This is a genomic window from Lactobacillus sp. ESL0791, from assembly GCF_029433255.1.
Lineage (GTDB): Bacteria > Bacillota > Bacilli > Lactobacillales > Lactobacillaceae > Lactobacillus.
The window spans coordinates 873,869-895,900 of record NZ_JAQTHU010000001.1 but is presented as its reverse complement, the minus strand read 5'-3'; the positions used below and the strand labels follow the sequence as shown (position 1 = coordinate 895,900).

19 protein-coding genes and 2 pseudogenes are annotated in these 22,032 nt (G+C 40.6%); 5 read left to right on the top strand and 16 right to left on the bottom strand.

Features of this window, described 5'->3' with window-relative positions; all coding sequences use genetic code 11:
• Positions 1 to 40: 40 nt before the first annotated feature.
• From PT285_RS04510 to PT285_RS04500, 3 genes are all read right to left on the bottom strand, one after another.
• Positions 41 to 955, bottom strand: a complete 915-nt coding sequence (locus PT285_RS04510; protein ID WP_277148171.1) for an SLAP domain-containing protein — start codon at positions 953 to 955, stop codon at positions 41 to 43.
• 192 nt (positions 956 to 1,147) lie between these two features.
• On the bottom strand, positions 1,148 to 3,142 hold the full coding sequence (locus PT285_RS04505) for an SLAP domain-containing protein (protein WP_277148169.1): 1,995 nt from the start codon (positions 3,140 to 3,142) through the stop codon (positions 1,148 to 1,150).
• A 365-nt stretch (positions 3,143 to 3,507) separates the two neighbouring features.
• Positions 3,508 to 3,759, bottom strand: a complete 252-nt coding sequence (locus tag PT285_RS04500) for a hypothetical protein (protein WP_277148167.1) — start codon at positions 3,757 to 3,759, stop codon at positions 3,508 to 3,510.
• A 495-nt stretch (positions 3,760 to 4,254) separates the two neighbouring features.
• On the opposite strand from PT285_RS04500, the pseudogene PT285_RS04495 reads away from it, so the two are divergent.
• The 3 genes and pseudogenes from PT285_RS04495 to PT285_RS04485 all read left to right on the top strand — a co-directional run.
• Positions 4,255 to 4,359: pseudogene (locus PT285_RS04495) on the top strand (site-specific integrase); the annotation flags it as partial.
• 53 nt (positions 4,360 to 4,412) lie between these two features.
• Entirely contained in the window at positions 4,413 to 4,676 is a 264-nt protein-coding gene (locus PT285_RS04490; RefSeq protein WP_277148165.1) for a type II toxin-antitoxin system Phd/YefM family antitoxin, read from the top strand.
• Complete coding sequence (locus PT285_RS04485; protein ID WP_277148162.1) at positions 4,673 to 4,939, top strand: Txe/YoeB family addiction module toxin; 267 nt, start codon at positions 4,673 to 4,675, stop codon at positions 4,937 to 4,939. Before PT285_RS04490 ends, PT285_RS04485 begins: the two co-directional genes overlap by 4 nt.
• A 377-nt stretch (positions 4,940 to 5,316) precedes the next feature.
• On the opposite strand, the gene PT285_RS04480 is transcribed toward PT285_RS04485, so the two are convergent.
• The 9 genes from PT285_RS04480 to glmS all read right to left on the bottom strand — a co-directional run bounded on the left by PT285_RS04480 (position 5,317) and on the right by glmS (position 15,959).
• Positions 5,317 to 5,481 (bottom strand): hypothetical protein, encoded by a 165-nt coding sequence (locus tag PT285_RS04480; protein WP_277148159.1) that lies wholly within the window; start codon positions 5,479 to 5,481, stop codon positions 5,317 to 5,319.
• 302 nt (positions 5,482 to 5,783) lie between these two features.
• A complete protein-coding gene (asp1, locus tag PT285_RS04475; RefSeq protein WP_277148157.1) occupies positions 5,784 to 7,319 on the bottom strand; it encodes an accessory Sec system glycosyltransferase Asp1 in 1,536 nt (511 codons plus the stop codon).
• 102 nt (positions 7,320 to 7,421) lie between these two features.
• Positions 7,422 to 9,530: an SLAP domain-containing protein gene (locus PT285_RS04470; protein ID WP_277148155.1), complete on the bottom strand. Its 2,109-nt coding sequence runs from the start codon at positions 9,528 to 9,530 to the stop codon at positions 7,422 to 7,424.
• A gap of 497 nt (positions 9,531 to 10,027) precedes the next feature.
• A complete protein-coding gene (locus PT285_RS04465) occupies positions 10,028 to 10,471 on the bottom strand; it encodes a CopY/TcrY family copper transport repressor (RefSeq protein WP_277148153.1) in 444 nt (147 codons plus the stop codon).
• 15 nt (positions 10,472 to 10,486) lie between these two features.
• The gene (locus tag PT285_RS04460; RefSeq protein ID WP_277148151.1) at positions 10,487 to 11,302 is read right to left on the bottom strand and encodes a Cof-type HAD-IIB family hydrolase; all 816 of its coding nucleotides are present in this window, start codon (positions 11,300 to 11,302) and stop codon (positions 10,487 to 10,489) included.
• Positions 11,303 to 12,061: 759 nt separating this feature from the next.
• Positions 12,062 to 12,418, bottom strand: coding sequence for a type II toxin-antitoxin system YafQ family toxin (locus PT285_RS04455; protein WP_277148149.1), 357 nt, complete (start codon positions 12,416 to 12,418; stop codon positions 12,062 to 12,064).
• The gene (locus tag PT285_RS04450) at positions 12,415 to 12,702 is read right to left on the bottom strand and encodes a type II toxin-antitoxin system Phd/YefM family antitoxin (RefSeq protein ID WP_277148147.1); all 288 of its coding nucleotides are present in this window, start codon (positions 12,700 to 12,702) and stop codon (positions 12,415 to 12,417) included. The genes PT285_RS04455 and PT285_RS04450 overlap by 4 nt, the downstream gene beginning before the upstream one ends.
• Positions 12,703 to 12,978: 276 nt before the next feature.
• Positions 12,979 to 13,878 carry a hypothetical protein gene (locus PT285_RS04445; protein WP_277148145.1) on the bottom strand — a complete coding sequence of 300 codons (900 nt, stop codon included), beginning with the start codon at positions 13,876 to 13,878 and terminating at the stop codon, positions 12,979 to 12,981.
• A gap of 269 nt (positions 13,879 to 14,147) precedes the next feature.
• Complete coding sequence (gene glmS, locus PT285_RS04440) at positions 14,148 to 15,959, bottom strand: glutamine--fructose-6-phosphate transaminase (isomerizing) (protein WP_277148143.1); 1,812 nt, start codon at positions 15,957 to 15,959, stop codon at positions 14,148 to 14,150.
• A 310-nt stretch (positions 15,960 to 16,269) separates the two neighbouring features.
• On the opposite strand from glmS, the gene PT285_RS04435 reads away from it, so the two are divergent.
• Together PT285_RS04435 and PT285_RS04430 are read left to right on the top strand one after the other, a co-directional pair.
• Positions 16,270 to 17,841, top strand: a complete 1,572-nt coding sequence (locus tag PT285_RS04435; protein WP_277148141.1) for an ABC transporter ATP-binding protein — start codon at positions 16,270 to 16,272, stop codon at positions 17,839 to 17,841.
• Positions 17,842 to 17,990: 149 nt separating this feature from the next.
• Entirely contained in the window at positions 17,991 to 19,562 is a 1,572-nt protein-coding gene (locus PT285_RS04430; protein ID WP_277148139.1) for an ABC transporter ATP-binding protein, read from the top strand.
• An 87-nt stretch (positions 19,563 to 19,649) separates the two neighbouring features.
• Here the strand turns inward: PT285_RS04430 and PT285_RS04425 are convergent, their stop codons facing one another.
• The 4 genes and pseudogenes from PT285_RS04425 to PT285_RS04410 form a co-directional block, all read right to left on the bottom strand.
• Entirely contained in the window at positions 19,650 to 19,910 is a 261-nt protein-coding gene (locus PT285_RS04425) for a helix-turn-helix transcriptional regulator (RefSeq protein ID WP_277148137.1), read from the bottom strand.
• Positions 19,897 to 20,263: pseudogene (locus PT285_RS04420) on the bottom strand (type II toxin-antitoxin system RelE/ParE family toxin). The gene PT285_RS04425 and the pseudogene PT285_RS04420 overlap by 14 nt, the downstream one beginning before the upstream one ends.
• Before the next feature lie 206 nt (positions 20,264 to 20,469).
• Complete coding sequence (locus PT285_RS04415) at positions 20,470 to 21,264, bottom strand: hypothetical protein (protein WP_277148135.1); 795 nt, start codon at positions 21,262 to 21,264, stop codon at positions 20,470 to 20,472.
• Between the two features lie 15 nt (positions 21,265 to 21,279).
• Positions 21,280 to 22,017, bottom strand: a complete 738-nt coding sequence (locus PT285_RS04410; protein ID WP_277148133.1) for a hypothetical protein — start codon at positions 22,015 to 22,017, stop codon at positions 21,280 to 21,282.
• Positions 22,018 to 22,032 lie beyond the last annotated feature (15 nt).

Genomic DNA, 22,032 nt, shown 5'->3' with positions numbered 1-22,032 from the left:
CTAAAAATTTCTACGTAAACAAGTAAAAATCAAATTATCTTTATGCAGGGGTTGAGGCTGAACTGGAACCATTGGAAGCTGCGCTCGATGGCGTAGTTGGTTCGCCTGAACTGGAGCCATCTGAAGCTGCACTTGATGGTGTTGAAGCTGAACTAGAACCGTTGGAAGCTGAACTAGAACCGTTGGAAGCTGCGCTTGATGGTGTTGAAGCTGAACTAGAACCGTTGGAAGCTGCACTTGATGGTGTTGAATCTGAACTAGAACCGTTGGAAGCTGCACTTGAACCATTGGAAGCTTCTGATGGAGTTGTTGGCTTAGTCGGCTTCTTAGCAGCTTCTGCATCAGCAGCTAAGATATATTGGCCTTTCTTAACTTGGTAGAATTTCTTGCCGTTAATCGTCTTAACAGCAAGAACTTTAACAGTCGCACCCTTCTTAAGAGCAGTCTTGCCTGGCTTGCCCTCGGCGTCATAAATAACTGCTTTCTTAGCTAAGACAACTGTCTTCTTGCTGGCAGTCTTTTTAGCAGTAACTACGCTGCTTGCCGGAATAAATTCATTCTTGCCAATGACATAAAACTTCTTGCCGTTAACTACTTTATGGCCCAAAATCTGAACACTTGCACCTTTAGCGAGAGCTTTCTTGCCCTGCTTGCCTTTAGCATCAAAAACATAAGTCTTCTTTGCTAATTTGGCAGCCTTTTTTGTTGCTTTTTTAGCAGTTTTAGTTGCTTTCTTGCCAGTTTTGCTAGTCTTAGCAGCCTTCTTGTCGGTCTTAGCTGTTGTTTTTGTGCCTGTCTTAGCAGCGGTCTTCTTAGCTGGCTTAGTTACCTGTGTCTTAGGTGTTTTTGTAGCAGCATCAACATTGTTGTTTGCTAATGCAACGCCACCTAAAACAGCACCAAGAGCCGCTGTACTTACTAATAAATTACTGATCTTTTTACTAGAGTTCTTCATAAAATTCTCCTCTTCAAAATACCAACACCATAACCTTTACGATGTTACAGGCTAAATAATAATTCTTATTTTTTATAGATGCAATATAATTTAAAAATAATTTAAAAATTAATTTGCTATGAGTAAAAAATTGTTTAATTATTTTGTTATAAGATTTCATAAAAGGAACGACTTGTTAATTTCCAGAATAAATTATTTTGCAACCACATATTCGGTTACAGTATGATCATCATAGTCATACCGCAGATTATCGAGACCTTGTCTCCTGCCCCCCAATTCAGCTGCTGTAGCTACACGAAACTTATTGCGGGTTGTTACCATGATCATCGCAGTAAGCGTGACATTATTATCAATAACCAGGTCATTGAAGCCGTGACCAGTACCTGGAAGGACAGTTCCGAGCGGGGTTCCCGAATCGGTTGCCAGATCACCACTCAAAGTTTTATAAACGACTGTAATTGTCCCTGGATTCTTTGCCACATAGACAGTGCCATTTGTATCAGCAGCAAGATATTTGAGTTCGGTCTGCGTACGTGCAGCGTGCGTAAAACCAACTGTCCCTGCCAATTCTCCACTTGAAGCAATGTGGTAGCCGTCAGGAAACCCGGAAATTGAACTCATGTCAACCGCATCACCGGCAGCCTTGCCCGCACCAGCAAGTTCAACTGTGTGCCCCTTAACAGAATCATCTGCTACATCTCTAAAGGTAACTGTGACCTTGCCGGCATCCTTTACAAGGTAGACATCAATATCCTTGCTGCTGCTGCCAAACTCGATTGGTTTCTGTGTATTGTTTTGTGGATTTTGGGTAGAATCAGCTAATTCGGCTGCAGTGGCAAGGTGATAACCTGATGGAATATGCAGGCTCCCTTTAGCATCGTCACCCTCATGTTTAGCAGAATAATTTGCTGGAATGTCGGTGTCTGCGGCTGTTCCAGTTGCAGGAGATGCATCAAATAATTTTTTGTAATGAACTGTCAGCTGACCCGCAGGTACATCATGGATAACATAAGCAGTAATTTCACTGTTAGTGCTGCTATACTTGATTGGCGCTTGTTCTTTGCGGCGCGGATTCTTGGTGGAATCAGCTAACTCGGATGCAGTGGCCAGATGATAATCACTAGGAAGGTGCAGATCATGAGTTGCATCATCACCAGCATGCTTACCGGTTCCCGCAAGAACAGTTGGCGTGCCTTCAGGAGCACCATTGCTTAGTTGCTCATAGTTGACCGTTAATTGGGCTGCCGGTGTGTTTTCCACCACGTAAACAGTCAAAGTGTCACCGCCCAGGCTGCTGCCATAGATAATTGGGCTTTGGCGATAATTATTCGGATTAGTTGTATGACTGGCAATTTCTTCTGCAGTTGCCACATGGTAATTAGCCGGAACCTTCAAATCACCCGTGGCATCGTCACCGGCGTCTTTACCGCTACCTGACAAAATTTGTAAATCCGCTGCCGTATTCGTTGCATCCGTGCCATCACTCAGCTTCTTGTATTCAATCGTCAATAGACTTGCTGCCGGTGTGTATGATGAACTAGAACTATCGTTATCACTTTGAAACGGACTAGAAGTTGCATTGTCTGGCATGGTTTCTGAAGGCGTTGAACTAGGAGTACCAGTTGGAGTTGAAGCATGTGTCTTACCTGGCTTCTTTACATTTGCAGCCGCAATATACTTGCCGTTACCAATTGCGTAATATTTCTTGCCCTTAATCGTCTTCGTACCGTAAACCTTAATTCGCTTATTCTTCTTAAGAGCCTTAATAGCTAACCGCTTGCCTTTACTGTTGTAAAGATACGTCTTCTTGGTCAATTCAACTGTCTTGGCTTTGGCAGCATTAGCGGCTTTCACATAACGCCCATGCCCCAGCAGGTAATACTCCTTGCCCTTGATTGTTTTGGTACCGTAAACTTTAATACGCTTGTTCTTTTTGAGGGCTTTAGCAGACAACCGTTTACCCTTACTGTTATAAAGGTAAGCGTTCTTTTGCAGCTTGACAGTTTCTGCCTTTTTGGCCTTCTTGGCTTTAGCAAGCACCTGAATTGGCGCAGCGGCAGCAAATTTACCGGTGCCAACGCCGCCCAGCAAACCGCCGATTGCAGCCGCACCTACTAACACATTGCGGCCCAATTTATGATTTTTCTTAATATTCTTACCTATATTGCATTTTCTATCATTGTTCATAATAGATATCTCCTTATATTAAAATTATTTTTAAGTAATCCGTACTCAGCGAATATCATAGATCCTAATTAAATTTAATCAAGTTATAACTACGAAAAATTAATTTTGTAATAAAACTTTTAATTTCGAGAATTGCAATATTAAGTTGAACACTTTTTAGGCAGTAACTAGTATTTAAATTTAAAATCCAAACTGGAAATTATGACTATTTGTTACCAATACAAGTTTAGCTAAAAGATTGTACTTTTTGCGAATAATCATGCTATAATACCCTTGTAAACAAAAAGAAGTCTCCAATACAAAAGGAGAACTTCTCTTGTGAACATCAGCTCCGCTTCGTAAGCGGTGACTGAGTTATAGTTTAACTAAATAGCTGTCCCATAACTGGTCAAAGTTATAAAGTGGGAAGCTATTTTTTTGATTGGTGCAGTAACACCAACCAAACTGTTAGGAGAACGTCCACACCGATTAATACGGCAACAAATGAATTGTTGGGATCCAAGTGTATTGCACAAATCAACCAGCTGGTTGCCCAGCCTAGCAGTGTCAGCAAAAGATCGAAATCTTCGTCCGACATTTTTATCCGGCCTTATTCCTTCCATCAGATTTTGTGTCATAAACACCAGCTCCTTTGTTAGAAAAACAGCCAGCCGCCCGCAAAACTTCTTGCTGTGTTCATGATTGATTATAGCAAATTTATAATTATATTTATAGTCAAAAATTAATTTCATAATTAAATCAAGAAATTTTTTTCTCTGAGAACAATCATGCTATAATACCCTTGTAAACAAAAAGAAGCCTCCAATACAAAAGGAGAACTTCTCTTGTGAACATCAGCTCCGCTTTGTAGGCGGTGGCTGAATTATGTTTTTACTAAATAGCTGTCCCATAACTTGCCTAAAGTTATATTGTGGGGGCTATTTTTTTGGCCTTTTGAATTATTAGCCAAACTGTTAAGAGAGCGTCCACACCGATTAAAATGGCAACAAATGGATTGTTGGGATCCATTTGCAGAGCGCAGATTAACCAGTCGGTTGACCATTGCCTGATTCGTGCATCTAAATTACATATTCTATGAAAAATAGTGGTCATAAAAGCTGTAAACTGCTAGACATTCTAATATTACTACAACTCAAGAAACATATCTCCACGTTATTCTTGAACTAAATAATCAATATAACGATACAATAATTAAGTATATCTCAACTTTGAAATGATTTTATATCTAGTGTACACTTAGACTGTACATAAGATTACATGAGATGAAAAAATGGATAATTATACACCAACAGCAGCTCGTAAGAATTTTTTTAAAATTTTAAAAGATGTTAATCAGCAGAAAAAGCCAATTTCAATTATTCCGGCTAAGGAGAATCAAGACGAAGCAGCAGTAATTATTTCTAAAGATGATTGGGATTCAATCAATGAAACGCTATACCTTGAAAATACGGGTGTACTTAAAAAGGTGCGTGAAAGACAAGATGATAATTCTGGCTTTACCAATATAGATGACATTGATTGGGATAATTTATGAGTAAGTATGGCGTAAAAATCAAAAATTCGGCTAAAAAAGATTTAAAGAAAATCAAACAATTTAATTTAAAGGAAGAATTTTTAAAAGTCAGCGAAATTTTAAAATCAGATCCGTATCAAAATACGCAATCTTTAGAAAAATTACAACCGCTGAGTAGTAATTTGTATTCAAGAAGGCTAAATACGCAACACCGGATTGTTTATAGTGTTGATAAGAAAACTAAAACAGTTTATATATTTTCTGCTTGGAGTCATTACGAGTAAGCAGAATTTTGATTCAAATTAAGCAAAAAAGGACATCTCCTTTTTCTTGTACTTATATATTGTAACTTAAAAATTTTTGAACCAAGAAATTTACGGGGATTGTAGAATGAAGTTGAACACTTTTTTAGGCAGCAACTAGTATTTAAATTTAAAAGCCAAACTCTAAATTGCGCCTATTCGCAAAAAGTACGGTTTAGCTAAAAGATTGTACCTTCGCTGGATAACCATGCTATAATACACTTGTAAACAAAAAGAAGCCGCCAATACAAAAAGCGCACTTCTCTTGTGAACAACAGCTCCGCTTTGTTGGCGGTGGCTGAATTATGTTTTGGCTAAATAGCTATCCCATAACTCGTCCAAAGTTATTATGTGGGAAGCTATTTTTTTGGCTTTTTGATTATTAGCCAAACTGTCAGGAGGGCATCGTAACCGCTTAAGATGGCAACCAATAGATTGTTTGGATCCAACTGAATTGAACAAATTAACCAGATGTTGGCCCAGCCTAGCAGTGTCAACAAAAGATTGAAATCTTCGTCTGACATTTCTATGTGGCAGTATTCCTTTCAGTGGATTTCGTGCCATAGGCACCGTCTCCTTTCGAAGAAAAACAGCCAGCCGCCCGCAAAACTTCTTGCTGTGTTCATGATTAATGATAACAAATTATTAACTATATTGATAGTTGAATTACAAAGATAATCAATTTAGCCATCCAGACGCATGGTGATTGTCGTTCCCGCTCCCTTCACACCAGCAGACATTTAGCGTCAAAAAATACCCCCAAGATTAGTTAACCTAACCTTGAGGGTATTATACTTTCAACTTAAAGCGTGAGCCGCCTTAATGGCTAGTCCTTGGCAGGCGCAATAACATACTTCTGCCACTCCTGCCAGACATTATCTTCCGAAAAGCGCTTGGCATTCTCATAGGAAGCCTTGCTCATGCTTTCCTGAAGCTGCGGATCCTTAAAAAAGTCCACTGTCTTCTGCGCCAGCAGGTCAATCTTGCCGGAAGGAATCAGAAAGCCGCTCTTCTTGTCCTGAATAATATCGGACGGGCCGTAGTTGATGTCATAGGAAATGACCGGGACACCATACGACTGGGCCTCAACTAGTGATAACGGGGCACCTTCATAACGTGATGACATCATCAGCAGCTGGGCAGAATTATACACGCTGTCCATGCCTTGTGTGTAGCCCTTAAAGGTGACCGCATCCTGCAGATGCAGCTGCTCCACCAATTGTTTGAGCATCTTCTCTTCCTGGCAGCCATCGACATCGTTGGCGTAACCGTAAATATCAAAAGTCAAATACGGCAGCTGCTCCCTTGCCTTGGCAAAGGCCTTGATCGCATCGTCAAGCCGCTTCTCGTAGTAAAGGCGGGCAACGGCAATAATCTTGCCCCGCTTGCGCTCTTTAAGCGGAACGTGCTTGACATGCAGCTGCTTGTCCGGGACAACCCCCACGGGAATGCCCACGATCGGAACATCAGTCTCCAGTCTTGCCGCCATATCCTTTGCCTGCTTCTTAGTCGGAGTTATAACCAAATCCGTCTGTGCTAATTGTTCTTCATTGGCAATCGAAGCGTATGTTAACGGTGATGAAGGATCCCAGTAATCGCGAAAATGAATATTATGAAAATGTTCAATCTTGCGTGCCGGGGTCTTCATGTTCAGCATCGGTACATTGGTGATGTTGCTGCGGTCCGAGATAAAGGTGGACTTCTCACCATTAGCCAGATCCTGCTGGTTAAGCTGATCAAGCATCAATGTAAATGCCTCACCTAGATCACGGAAGGTGTATTGATAACCGTCAAGATCGGTTAATTCAACGTTGGTCACAACATCATTGTCCCGGTGTTCAGAGGAAATTTCACAGTAAATTGAACCATCCGGGCGGTAAAACTGCTCGTAGGTCAAGTTGCCATTAGCCGTGTCATAAAACTGCGTCATACTGAGAAAACCGCGTGTATCGTAACACTCCTGCTTAAGCAGATGATCATCAATATTAAAGTACTGAATCGTATCAATTTGGTCTTCTTGATCTGGCAGCAGGTTAACCGTCATTATCTTGCGTTGGTCGGCATAGACATCATAACCATTCTCAACCTGGACTGCCTTGGCGGTTTCAGGGATGGGAAGGTCATTAACTGACATCGGAGGTTCATGATAGTTTTGGGCATCAGCATAATAATCAAACATGTTGATGTAATCTTCTTCTGCTACGCCATACAGTTTGAGACTTTGGTGCCCAAAGCGATTGTAGCCGGACATGACGAGTTTGGCAGGGACACCGTATTTATGGAATAAGCGCATCCGTTTGAGTTCTGCGTGTTCAATGCCGGAGCAATTGGCAGCTAATTGTTCATTTAGGAAATAATACATTTGCTCTCCAAAAAATGATGAAAAAGATAAAGATCCAATATCGACTAAATCGACATCAGATCTTTAAAATCTATAAAACTAAATATAAATTACATTAAGGAACTACGAGTGCTTTACGTAAACAGTTACTGTTCGAGGAGTTAAACCATACACAAGGTCCTTTCCTACAGCTTGATGAATTTCGTTACCAGGATGTGTAGAGTTATATGTATCTATATCTGCTTGAGTTGCAACATCATAACCTGAAAGTTCAGTAATACTGCTGTAGTTTGACATAGTAAGCACACCTGGTGCATCGCCAACATGATCTGATGTAGTATTAGGAACAAAATCGTGAAATACTGGCACTGAAGAACCATCTACTATATCAGTTGCATCAGTTACCTTTTTAAATTTAACAGTAATCTTGTTTGCTGCAGCAGCCAATGGTGTAGTACTTGCTTTAACATAAACTTTCTTAGTAGGAGCAGTAGTAGAGCTAGGATATACAAATTTTTGGGTTGTGCCATCTTCTTTATATTTTATAGTTGTATCTGCATCCAAAACTTTTGAAGTTGTAGCAGACTCAATCTCGCTCTTATCAGCCAATACATAGCCAGTTGGGAATGATGCAGTTGGTATAGTAGCTGTATCTCCTGCTTTGTCATTTCCACCAGCAGGAACTGTAGTAGTTCCTCCAGTAACTTCATCACCACTCACAACGTCTATATATTGAACCGAAAGGCTTTGAGCTGGAGCTGCTTTCAGATAAACAATCTTTTCTTGAACACTAGCAGTATAAACCACACCCGTTGGTTGTTGGTTGCTACCTGTTAAATCTCCACTAGTTGCAATCATATAACCTTCTGGTATATCATTTGCACCATATGTTGCTGGAAGTGTTAAATCAATAGAATCCCCAACATGATGAGTTCCTACTGGGACTATCACAGTACCTTTATCAGTACCGTCATTAAGCTTAAAGTGAACTTTGATGGCACGTGCTGCTGTTGGGTCAGCCTTCAAATAAACTGTCTTGGTTTGAGCATGAGCACCATAAGTAACGCCTGACGGTTGTTGGTTGCTACCTGTTAAATCTCCACTAGCTGCAATTGAATAACCGTCTGGTATATCACTTATACCATACACTGAAGGACTAGTTAAATCAATAGAATCCCCAACATGATGAGTTCCTACTGGTATTGTTACAGTACCTTTGTCAGTACCATCATTAAGCTTAAAGTTAACTATGATCGGACGCGCAGATGTTGGATCAGCCTTCAAATAAACTATCTTTGTCTGGGCACTAGTAGTAAATTTAACATTTGATGGTTGTTGGTTGTTACCTGTTAAATCTCCACTAGCTGCAATTGCATAACCATCTGGAATATCGGTTGGACCATATACTGATGGATCAGTTAGATCAATAGGATCATTTTCCTGATGAGTTCCAGCCGGTATTGTTACAGTACCTTTATCTGTCCCGTCATTAAGCTTGAAGTTTACACTGATACCTTTTACTGTAGTATCTGGAGTGGTTGAGCCACCACCTGTTGAACCACCTGTGTTGCCAGCTGTGCTACCAGTTGAGCTAGCTGCTGAACTTGGTGCAGAACTTGGAGTACTGCTTGGAGTTGAACTCGGTGTACTGCTTGGAGTTGGTTCTGGAGTTGGAGTAGGAGTCTTGCTTGGCTTCTTTACATTAGCTGCTGGAATATACTTACCGTTGCCAATGTAGTAGTACTTCTTACCTTTGATGGTCTTAGTACCATATACCTTAATACTCTTGCCCTTCTTCAAAGCCTTAGCAGAAGTCTTCTTACCTTTACTGTTGTAAACGTAAGTCGTCTTAGCCAATTTAACTGACTTAGCCTTAGCTACATTGCCAGCCTTGACATATTTACCATGGCCAAGTGAGTAGTACTTTTTACCTTTAATGGTCTTAGTACCGTACACCTTAATGGTCTTGCCCTTCTTCAGAGCCTTCTTGCCTACACGCTTACCTTTACTGTTGTAAACATAAGCGCTCTTCTTCAACTTTGCGCTTGAAGCCTTTGTTGACTTCTTAGCTTTAGCAAAGACTTGTGTTGGGGCAGCAGCGCCAGCAAAATTACCAACGCCAACACCTCCAAGTAAACCACCAATTGCAGCAGCACCTACTACTAGGTTACGGCCGAATTTATGGTTCTTCTTGACAGTCTTAACTATCTTACGTTTTTGGTTATAACTCATAATATTCTTCCTTTCTTGAATCATATCCACAATATATATGATAAACAATAAATCTTGATAATCAAGCAATTTCTATAAAATTACGTGTTAAAATTCGGTTAAAATCATATTTCATATAGATTACCAATGCTTGTACATTCTACAGAAAATTTACTTTACAGTATCAAGATATAAGTAAATTATAACCCCAATGGCGCATAATATAACAGAAAAAGATAAATTTTTTTAAAATTTTATCTTAAATCACAGCAATATCATATATGTAAACCCAAATAGAAAAAATTAAATAATAATTTATAATTATATACTCGTTCAGCAAAAAAGCAAATTCACGCTGATATTTCAGGCGCTTACATTTTCTAACTTGATGCTAATTAAATAATTACAAAAAAATCCAAATTCTTGCGAATTCAGATCCAATCATTATTAAAGCGGCTTTATTCTAGAAAAGAATTACCTTCTGCCGCCTGAAGATTTATTTTTATTGTCCCGCTAAACTAACAGCTGTGTCCGCTGGCCGGCAAACAGTTGCAGTCAACCGTCTCCGGTGCCGTCTTCTCTTTTTGGGCCAGTTCTTCAGTCAGCTGCCCAATGTCATTTTTAGACAAAGTAACCGTCTTTAGAATCGCCAGCAGCATCTGCCCCTTATGCATGTCACACATGTGGTCCATCATCTCGGTGGTAACTGCGACCATCATCTCCATCTCGGTGACCGTTGCCGAATAGATGAAGTAGCGGCCATCTTTTTTGGTCTTAAGCAGGCCCTTATTCACCAAGCGGCGCATCAGGGTCTTGATCGTCGATTCCGACCAATCCTTCTTGGCTTGCAGCTGTTTTAAAACCTCGCCGGTCCGCACGCTGCCCAGCGTCCAGACAATCCGCATGACCTCCCACTCGGCTTCGGAAATATTACTTGCAGTTTTCTCTTTTGTTTCTTCCATCAATACTCATTTCACTCACAAAACAAATTTTTTCAGTGCCTTGGCAATGCCGTTGTGGTCGTTGTCATCGGTGACATAATCGGCCTTGTCCTTAATCAGCTCAATGGCGTTGCCCATCGCCACCTTCTTGAAACTTGGATTGGCAAACATGGAAAGGTCATTGCCCTGGTCGCCGAAGATCATCACGTCCGCCTGGTTAATTTTCAGGCGGTCTGCCAAATCAACAAGTGCCGCACCCTTCGAGGCACCCTTGGCATTCAATTCAATCACATCGGGAAAGCTGTGCACGATATTATACTTGGCAAAGGCCCAATCAGGCAGCGAATTCCAAAACTTCTCGGACTGCTGGGCATCATTCATTGAGGTGAAGCTGGCCTTATTGAAGGTGAAATCATGCGTGATCTCTTCGCGCTTGCGCACCTTGAGCACATTATTAGTCTCCACGGCATTGCGCATCATCAAATGCGGCAAATCGTGGTCGCACGTCCAGAAACATTCTGGAGTTTCAAAATGCACCTTAACGTGACTCAGGCGCTGCAGCCGCAACACGGTGTTGAAATCATTATAGTTCATTTCCTGGTTCAACAAGATCCTGCCGTCTAAGGTCTGGATCACCGCCCCGTTAAAAACGATGTTGTACTGCTGATTGCCGGAAAGGCCGAGCTGTTCATTGTAGCGCATCACGCCCGACAGCGGACGCCCCGTTGTCAGAACAACTTTCACGCCCTCATCCCGTGCCACTTTCAGTGCCCGTTCGGTCTCGGGCAGAATCGTGTTGTTAGTCGTCAATAACGTTCCGTCCAAATCAACCGCAATTAACTTAATTGCCATTCTTTCCTCCTAGAATTAATCTTTCTTGCCTTCTAAATCAACTTTCATTATATTTTATTTTGCGTCGCGATACAAACAGTTCAAAATCGTTCATTTTCGTTCATAAATCGTTCAAAATAATTCATAATCGTTCAAATTCATTCAAAACGCGGTAATAATTTTGGGCTTAAAGGCAATTTATGCAGGTGATTTTTACCACTAGCATAACACCAAAACGGTTACAATTTTCACACTATTCTTGCTATAATGATAATTGAACACGAGAAGAAGCTAGATAGCGATGGCTAATTTCTAGACTGAGGAGATGGTTGTTATGGTGTAAAAACTATACATCTTAGAATCCAAATGAAAGGATTGGCCTGGTACCTGCATGGATACCGTTATTGCTTTTGGTTTGACCATTGCATTAATTATTTTGATATTGGCAACAGCTGTTAAGCACTTAACCCAGCTTATCACTGAAGTTACCAACTTAGCTAAGGCTTGCGCCAAATTAAAAGCTGCCCTAAAACGATTTAGGGCAAAAAAATAACTGCTTAAGTCTAGCCACTTGCAGTTATTAATTCAATACTGTTAAGCCACCGCTTCATGCGGAAACTCTGTTCGCAATTAGAAGTCCTAACGCCAATAGGGCTTCTTTTTGTTCACAGCAATATTGTAGCATATTAAAATATCGTCTACAAACTTGCACTATTCATAATAATCATTTACAAATATATAGCTGCTAATTTTATATACTTCACTTGTTCCTTAAACATTTTAGTGTTTAGACTTACGATATTTCTTTGAATTTCCTTGTCCTCTAAATAAACGATTATGTGAGCCAATTCTTGCTCCGATTACGATTAATTTACGTTCAACAATTCTGTAAATTACTACTACATCATTAATATCTGATGGAAAATCTCCCTTAGTAGTGTCGCGAATATGGAATTCTCGATAACCTTCATATTTTCTGGTTAATTTGTGATCATTAAACTCCTCTGGTAATTCATGCAATTCGCATAGCAAATCAATTGCTTCATGAGCTTCATCAACTATTGCTTGATCTAAACTTGCTAATCGCCCCATATCTTCGTTAAATAAATTCGTTGGATTAAATTCTAGTTTTTTCATTTTTTGAACTGATTCCAGTATGCCTCTTCGTCTTTTTCATCTATAGGTTCTGGTTCAGGAACTACACCCAACTCTGCTAACTTATCCATTGCAACCGCTTGATCTAATGAACCAACCGGAGCTTTAGCCAACCGCTCCAGCCACTTTAGCTTTTCTTGGGAAATTATTGCAACCGATCTATCTTTTGACCGGGTAACATACACCGTTTCATTATAGTCATCAACTTCATCTAAATATTTTTTCATATGAGTTCTAAAGTCACTCTGTGTTAATGCTATCGCCATAATTATCACTCCTCGTATTATTACCTATATCGTACATCATAGAGTACGTTTTATCAAAAAATTAACTAACACTTTCGCCAAATTAAAAGCTGCCCTAAAACAATTTAGGGCAAAATAATAACCGCTATAGCCTGACAGCCAGCGGTTATTTATTTTAATTTAAACGCTATAAAGTCATCGCTTCATGCGGAAACTCTGTTCGCAATTAGAAGTCCTAACGCCAATAGGGCTTCTTTTTGTTCACAGCAATATTGTAGCATAGTCTACAAACTTGCACTATTCATAGTTAGTGGCAACTTTTGTGGGGGCTTGCTTATAAACATTACTGTAAGTTGTTTCGACATATTTTCTGAAATAATTGACGTTTACACTTACTTCGTTTTCTGCTTCTTCTTCAGTCAGATCATCGGCAATTTTAAGAAGGTCAGCTAAGTCCGATTTTGAATTGCAATCCAGCAATCTACAGATTTCTGGATGATGTCTTTCTATTCCTTTGAAGAAATTCTCAAAATTTACTGGTCCATAGCTATTTATTTTTCTTGCATCAACTAAAGCTTTGGCCAGTACCTGCAACAAGGTCTTTTCTTTAATGTTGTAAAATGAACTATAACCTTTTACATTATTATTTTCTGCCGCCATGTTAAAGGAATTAACTGCTATAAATACCCAGGTGGTAAACTCACGAAGAATCTCCCTGGCCCTTGCAAAATTCTCCCAATCGCTGAATTCAATAATATCTTTTTGCTTAACGGTCTTGAATTTTTTTAATAAATTCGCCAAATTATAAAGCAGTTCGGTTAACTCCAGCGTTGTAGAAACCGTCCTTGTCACGGCAACATTCTCTTCTAAATCAAAATAATATTTAAAGACGAGCTCTTTATCCCGCGGGCTGACATACCGCACTATTCCCTCAAAAACATTCTGCATCCTTTTTGCGGTTTCCTTTTGCTGTTTTATCTGATTATCCAAGTCTTCCACAAGCTTCTGATTTATTTTTTCCTGTTTTTTATTAGACTCAATGCAATAGATCAATGGCAGTGTCATCAAAAATATTTGAAGAATAACGTCCCGTAAAGAATTACCTATAAAGCTAACTTTTCCGAACCTTAAAAGCACAAACAGGCAAATAATACCAATAAACCACCACCCGTAATGAGCTGATTTGTTTTCTTCCATATTAAACACATTCCTTTCGTATCAATTTTACAATATTTAACCGAGGTTATCTGGAAAAAATGCTATGAAAGCATACCTTTAACAGCTGAGAAAACACAAAATCCTCTGGAAGGCTGAAATCTCAGTCTTCCAAAGGATTTTTTCTTTCTTAAAATTGTGCACTATTTCTTCTTTTTACTTTGAAAAATGATTTTTCAGCTTTCCCTCTGGTATCAGCTCATAGTCTGCTTTAAAGCCAAAAGTTTCATGCAAACGCAATAATGCCAAGCCTACTCAACCGTCACACTTTTGGCCAAATTTCGCGGCTTATCCACATCCAAGCCCTTGTCTTTAGAAGCATAATAGCCAAGCAGCTGTGTCGGAATCACCGTTAGTAGCGGCGACAGGTAATAGTTGATATTCGGCAAAACAATATCATCACCCTTTTTCGCAAGCTTCTTACTGACAATCGTCACCACATTGGCACCGCGGGACTCCACTTCCTCAACGTTGCCGCGCGTCAAGTCGGCGGTCACGGGATCATTAATCAAAGCGATGACCGGTGTCCCCTTTTCAATCAGGGAAATTGTGCCGTGTTTCAGTTCCGCGGCCGCAAAGCCCTCGGTCTGAATGTAAGAAACTTCCTTCAGCTTCAGTGCTGCTTCCAGGGCAACCGCATAGTCAATTCCGCGCCCAATATAAAAGGCATTGCGTGATTTGACCAGATACTTCTTGGCAATTTTTTCTAATTTTTCCTTGCCGTCAACAATTTCCTGAATGCCTTCTGCGGCCAGGGCCAGATCTTTGCGCAAATTGAAGTCCTTGGCCTTTTGCGAACCAATTTTTTCACCCAGAGCCTTTGCCAGCACAGCCTGCAGAGCAATCTGCGCGGTGTAGGCCTTGGTCGAGGCAACGGCAATCTCTGGACCTGCATCCAGCAGCATCGTGTAGTCAGCTTCGCGCGACAGTGTTGACCCCATCACGTTGGTGATGGTCAGTGTCGGCACGTGCATCTTGGTTGCCTGCTGCAGCACGACCCGGGAATCGGCGGTTTCGCCCGATTGAGACAGGAAAATCATGAAGGGACGCTTGCTCATCATCGGAAAGTGATAGCCAGCCTCGGACGCATAACCAACTTCCGTCGGAATGCCCGTATATTCCTCAAACAATGCCTTACCCACCAGACCAGCATGGTAACTGGTGCCCGCAGCAAAAATATAAATCCGGTCGGCCTGGCTGATGGCATCAATAATTTGCGGTTCAACCAGCGGCTGTCCGTCTTTATCGAGGTATTTTTGAGCAATACGCCGGATGACTGCCGGCTGCTCTTCAATTTCTTTTAACATGTAAAATTCATAAGTACCCTTGGAAGCAACCTTGGGATCAATATCCAGCGTATATGGTTTCGGGGTGACTTTTTTCCCGGCTAGAGTTTCGATTGTATAACTGTCCTTGGTGATATCGCCAACTTCTCCGTCCTGCAAATCAACGAAGGTCTTGGTTTGATCCAGAACCGAAAGCGCGTCGGAGGCAATGACGTTAAACCCATCCCCGAGTCCAAGCATCAGCGGTGACTTGTTTTTGGCAATAAAAATATGGGCCGGATTGGTATTATCAACCAGCAGGATAGCATAGGAACCCTTAATCAGCCCCAGCGTCTTCTTAAAGGCCGTAAATGTGTCCAGCTTTTCACTACGGACAATTTTGCTAATCAACTGCACGATTACTTCGGTGTCGGTTTCGGACTTAAAATTAACATCGGCAAGGTACTTTTCCTTCAATTCGCGGTAATTTTCAATCACGCCGTTATGAACCAAATAAAAGCGGTTGGTTTCATCAAACTGCGGGTGGGCATTTTCCACCGTTGGCTTGCCATGCGTTGCCCAGCGGGTGTGGCCGATTCCGACAAGGCCCTGCTCATCGGGCGTCATCTTTTCTTTTAAATCTTTAATCCGGCCGACTGCCTTAGTAAGGTATTCCTTGCCTTTGAGATCATTCAGGTAAATTCCGGCCGAATCATAACCGCGATATTCCAGATTTGTTAAGCCGTTTAAAATGATGTCACGCGCATTTTTACCAACAATTCCAACAATTCCACACATATTTTTCTCCTTTGGTCTAATTGTAATCTATCAATTGGACTAGATATTAAATTTATTATTAGCATAGGAAATAATAGTATTTTTACTTAAATTGGTCAAGTATAATTATCGGAAATTGGTATATACTGAATACGACACAGCTGCTGCCCCTAGGGCAAATTGGGCTAAAAATTTTTGCAAAAAAAGAAGGCACGAGGTCTTCTGTTTCAACTGAATCTAAAATAAATCACCCATCTCTTGTCAAATAAAAAAGTTATGTCTAAAATAGAACTTGCTTTTTTTACGCATTATATTATAAAGGAGGCCAAAAATGACATTAAAATACGTCAAAACATGGAAATTATGCTTATTTTTAATTATTTCCATCCTAGATTCTCTGCAGCCGGTATTCTTAGCCTATATACTGAAATTGTTTATTGCATTCGCACAAAAACCGCATGGCAGTTTGCTCAGTTTAACCATGTTGGCAATCGGCGGCTTTCTGCTTTTTGGCGTTATCGGCATCTTATTTCAATATTCATTCCTGAACATCATTCATGATGCCAATTTAAAAATCAAAGAGTTATCTGCCAACTATCTAGTAAAATGCCGGTCTAGTCGGCAAATCATTGACAGCTCGTTCATGACCAATGACCTTAAGCAAATTGAGACTGGGCGGGTTGTCTCCGAATTAAAAATCATCAATTACGTTTTAAAATTTCTTTCAGCGGTTATTTCGGCATTAATTGCTTCTTGGATTATTTCACTGATTTTCTTTGTCGCTGCCCTAATTCCCGCACTTGTGCAGAATGCGGCCGCCAAGAAGATTTCTTCAAGTGCCAAAGATTGGGAAGAGGCCAATAGCTACTACACCAACACCGTTAATGAAACAATTGCCGGCACCAATATCGCCGCACTCTATGATATGCAAAATTCGTTTATCGGTCGCCTAATCAAGGCTGCGAAAATAATGGAACACGCCCTGCAAACCACCAGTCTTGCCAAAGGGATCGCCAACGAATTTACCTCAGTTGCCGCCTATTGTTTTGGCATGATGATCCCCTTTAGCTTTGGTATTTATTTTATTTCAATCGGCAATATCACTCTCTCGACTTTCATGATGATTGTTCAGCTATCAAATAATTTCATTAACCCTGTCGTTAATATTTTTATGTGCATCAATGATATCAAAACAACCACCCCAATTTGGCAAAAATTCCAAGCTATTGCTAACTTTAAACCGAAAAAACAGACTACTAAAATTCCTGCTACAGCCTTTAGGCATCTATCCCTTAAAAATGCCGGAATAAAATTAAGCAACCAGCAAATCTTCAGCAATGTCAGCTTAGCTGTCAAAAACGGTGAAAAAGTCCTCCTGCAGGCTCCCTCCGGCTGGGGCAAATCAACCCTGCTGAACGTATTAACCGGCAATTATCAAGTTAGTTCCGGCTCCTATGAAATTAATGGTCAAAATGCCAGCGGCAATTGGCAGCACGACCACGAATTTTTCTCCTTCATCCAGCAAAAGCCCTTTATTTTAAACGACACGCTCAAATACAATATTACTTTGGGACGCGAAGTTGCCACAACCAAACTGAATCAAGTTGCCAGTCAAGCAGGTCTGAGCAACCTTGTTGAGCAAAAGGGCTGGAATTACCGCGTTGGCCCTGACGGGCAAAATCTTTCGGGCGGACAAAACCAGCGGATTGAGATTGCTCGGGCTTTACTTGCTGACCGGCCAATCCTGCTGGCCGATGAAGCTACCTCTTCTCTTGACCAGGATCTGTCCCAAAAAATTCACCAGGCAATTTTAACCGATTTTCCGGGAACCGTGATCGAAGTTGCCCACCACATTGCGCCAGACGAACAAAGGATGTTTGATCAGGTCATTAGGCTAAACTAAAGACAAAAATTTTTTATTTTGGTTCACTTTTTCGTCCACTTAGTAAGCTCCCCATAACCACTTAGTCAAATACGCTATCTTTTTAGAATAAGATGGAGTTAAATGAGATTATGAATTTTTTATTAATCTATAAAAAGAGGAGCTAAATTATGACTTTAAAGTACGCTAAACCATGGAAAGTCGTTTTATACATCATTGCAATAACCTTTAACGCATTAAAAGATGTTTTCATGGCTTATATTCTAAAATTATTTATTGCCTTCGCGCAAAAACCATCAGGCAATCTACTTGAAATTACCGGTGTCTCATTGATTGGAATTGTCATTTTTGGAATTAATGGCATTTGGTGTCAATATCTTTATTCCAATATCATTCAGGACACCAACCTAAAAATGAAAGAACTTTCCGCCAATTACCTAGTCAAGGCCCGCACTAATCATCAGCAGGTCGATAGTTCCTTCATGACTAATGATCTCAAGCAAATTGAGAGCAACCGTACCATCCCCGAATTGACAATCATAGGCTATACAATGAATTTTATTGCAGCGGTAATTGCCGCCGTGATGCAGTCTTGGATCGTCTCCCTGATGTTCTTCATTGCTTCGGTTGTTCCGGCATTAGTTCAAAAGCTGGCCGGTCCTAAAATTGAAACTGAATCGGGTAAATGGGAAAAGGCAAACAGCCATTACACTAATACCGTTAATGAAACAATTGCCGGCAGCAATATTGCCAAATTATACAATACACAAAACTCAGTTATTTCACGATTGATCCGTACAGCTAGGACAATGGAACATGCATTAAAAACAACCAATTTTACAAGGGGAATTGCTAACGAATTGACGATTGCTCTTGCCGATTGCTTTGGCATGTCCCTAACTTTCTGCGTTGGCATTTACCTAATATCGATCGGCAACATCACCTTAAGCACTTTTATGATGATTGTTCAGTTATCTAATAATTTCATGAATCCGGTTGTTAACAGTTTTATGTACTTAAACGCGATCAAAACAACCACGCCAATTTGGCAAAAATTCCAAACTGTCGTTAATTTCAGAGAAGAAGAACCTAAGCAAAACATGGCAGCTGCTCATTTTGCTAATCTGCAGCTTGCAAATGCCGGGGTAAAACTAAGCAACCAACAAATTTTCAGTGACGTCAGCTTAGCTGTCAAAAACGGTGAAAAAGTCCTCCTGCAGGCTCCCTCCGGCTGGGGCAAATCAACTCTGCTGAACGTATTAACCGGCAATTATCAAGTTAGTTCCGGCTCCTATGAAATCAATGGTCAAAATGCCAGCGGCAAGTGGCAGCACGACCACGAATTTTTCTCCTTCATCCAGCAAAAGCCCTTTATTTTAGATGACACCCTCAAATACAATATTACTTTGGGACGCGAAGTTGCCGAAACCAAATTAAATCAAGTTGCCAGTCAAGCAGGTCTGAGCGACCTTGTTAAGCAAAAGGGCTGGGACTACCGCGTTGGCCCTGACGGGCAAAATCTTTCGGGCGGACAAAACCAGCGGATTGAGATTGCCCGGGCATTACTTGCTGACCGGCCAATCCTGCTTGCCGATGAAGCCACCTCTTCTCTTGATCAGGATCTGTCCCAAAAAATTCACCAGGCAATTTTAAGCGATTTTCCGGGAACTGTGATCGAAGTCGCCCACCATATTGCGCCGAATGAGCAGAAATTGTTTAACCGTGTCATCAAGTTAGAATAACAAAAAGGCACTAGCCCCAAAACAGCTAGTACTTTTTATATCTATTAATTCTTAAACTGATAAAAGTAAAGTCATACTTTTATCTAATTATGCCTTCAAATTCATTCCTAATTGATTGGCGACTTGCGTTAATGCCGTTAAATCGACATCCTCACCATTTTCCATTTTCGTAATTTCCATTTCTGATACATGAGCCGATTGTGCCAGCTGCTTCTTGGTATAGCCTGCCCTTTCACGAGCTTGATATAATGAAACAGCACGCTCTGTCCGCCTTGTTTCGGCACGATACTCAGCTGCAAATTCTCGATCTTTCATTTGTTCATGCAAGATTTGATCAATTTTGGTCATTTTCGTACCATTCCCTTCGCAATTTAACTGCATGTGTAATTTCTTTTAGTGGTGTTCCCACCGTCTTTTTAGTAAAAACCATGTGTAATTACATACCGTGTTCCAGCAGCATGGAAATATAAAATCCGCTGTATATTACTGGAAGTCCTACTTCTAAGTTCATACAAATTAGATACAGAACGTAATTTTTTTACCCATTTCATTTTTTGAGCAACTATAATTCCATACTTTTGTGTATTCTCAATAATGTTAATTACTTTTGCTCTATCTTTTACAGATAGTTTTAATAACCACTCATCAAACTCATTGTGCCCATTTGGCCGTTTATACGATTCAAATTTTGGATTATTCATTTATTATATCATGTACATCCATTATCAGTCTCTTATCAAAGCAGTTAAAAGCATCGATAGACCGATATACAATTCTCCTTGCACATTTATATACGCAAAAATGAATCAAACATCCCTTACTAGGTAAAAAAATTCTGGATCTTTCCCAAAAAATTTACCTCATAAAAAAATGACTAGACTTATCTCTAATCATTTTTTGTAGAAAATTATTTTTTAACTACCTTGCTCATCAAGGCCAGCGGGCTTTGCAGATCAGCCCCGGCAAGCATTTGCTGGTAGTGCATGATTAACAGCTGTGACAGCACAACCAAGACCTGCGCGCGGCTTCCGGCAATCAACTTTGTCTGCTTGTCGCCACCTTCTAACCGCAAACCTGCAGTCAAAACTACTTCATCTTTCGCAGGAATCTTGTCCAGTAATAGGCAGGCCGCTTTCAATTCCAAGTCATCTGTCACCACGTTCCACGCTTGCTCAATTAACTGCCATAAATCGGCATTCCCAACCTTCAGCCACCTGATTTCACAACAATTTTCGGTGGCATACTTTTCCAATTGCGCTTTTGTTCCCTCTGCCTGCGCTTCACCCATCAGAAGAACCCGCTGACTGGCTAAAACCGGTGGCTGCGTGATTTGCCGATTAAAATCAAATCCTTTGTATGCAATATAACGGGCCGTTACATCGGTCACCTTGCTGAGAATAAAGTAATCAGGATCGGGGTGGGCCGGCAGCTTAAAACGCGAAACAATTTTTTGGTTTGTCTTGTCTTTAAAAATAACCAGCTGCTCTTTTTCGTCAAATTCCCAAAAACGTTCGTCTGGGTAAAAATAAATATTAGACGGAAAACCCAGCGTATGATCCGCATTAAAAGTAATCACCAAACAGGCGCCATTATCCTTATCGGGGGCCTTCAGCCGCACCATCATCCAGCCAAAAAAATTAACGTTACTCTGGTAAGCGAATATCCGACCATGACAAAATTGCAGAAATTCTTTCTCATTCATTCTCGGCAGACATCCTTACTTATGCTTAAACCACGCTGAACTCTGATGTTCAAAATACCTGTAATGCGTGCTTACCTTACGACCGCTGCAAATGCGTCCTTTAAAAAATTTATAAAGAACGTAGCACGTGAGCGCCATCTCAAAACTTCCTAAATGAGCCTCTTCTGGATGAAATTTTTCATTTTTCGCATCTTCAACAACTAGTTTCATCAGAATTGCTAAATATTCGACCAAAATTTCACGGGTTCCCACTAAAATTCCGGTGTTCAATAGCTGCAAATGACGGTTTTTAGCAACAAAATCCGCCAAATAAGCTGGTTTAGAATCATGAACAATAATTGAGCCCGTCAAATCCACGAACTCATCGCCAACATATATTGTGTCCTCCTGAACATCATCAAACGGATAGTTCAGCATTTCCACATCGCCGGCATCCACAAGGGCCGCCTTTTTAATTTCAGGATGCTGCAAGAGATAATTCAATGTAACTTCCCAGCGTAAAAAGTAAAATTTATTATTCGGGTAATGCCTAAAGAAATCAACACTGACCAATTTTTCAAGCGGCGGCGGAGTTGTTTTATTTTTAAAATTGATTAAGACACGCAGCTCCACGTCAAACTTCGCAACCGATTCATATAACTTCTTGGTGATTGCAACAATGTCCACATCTTCTAAGGTACAATCCCGTTGGGCATCATACATGTTGGCAAAAAATTGTGCAATTACAACATTTTCATTATTTTTTCCCGCCATTTGCTAAAACCACTT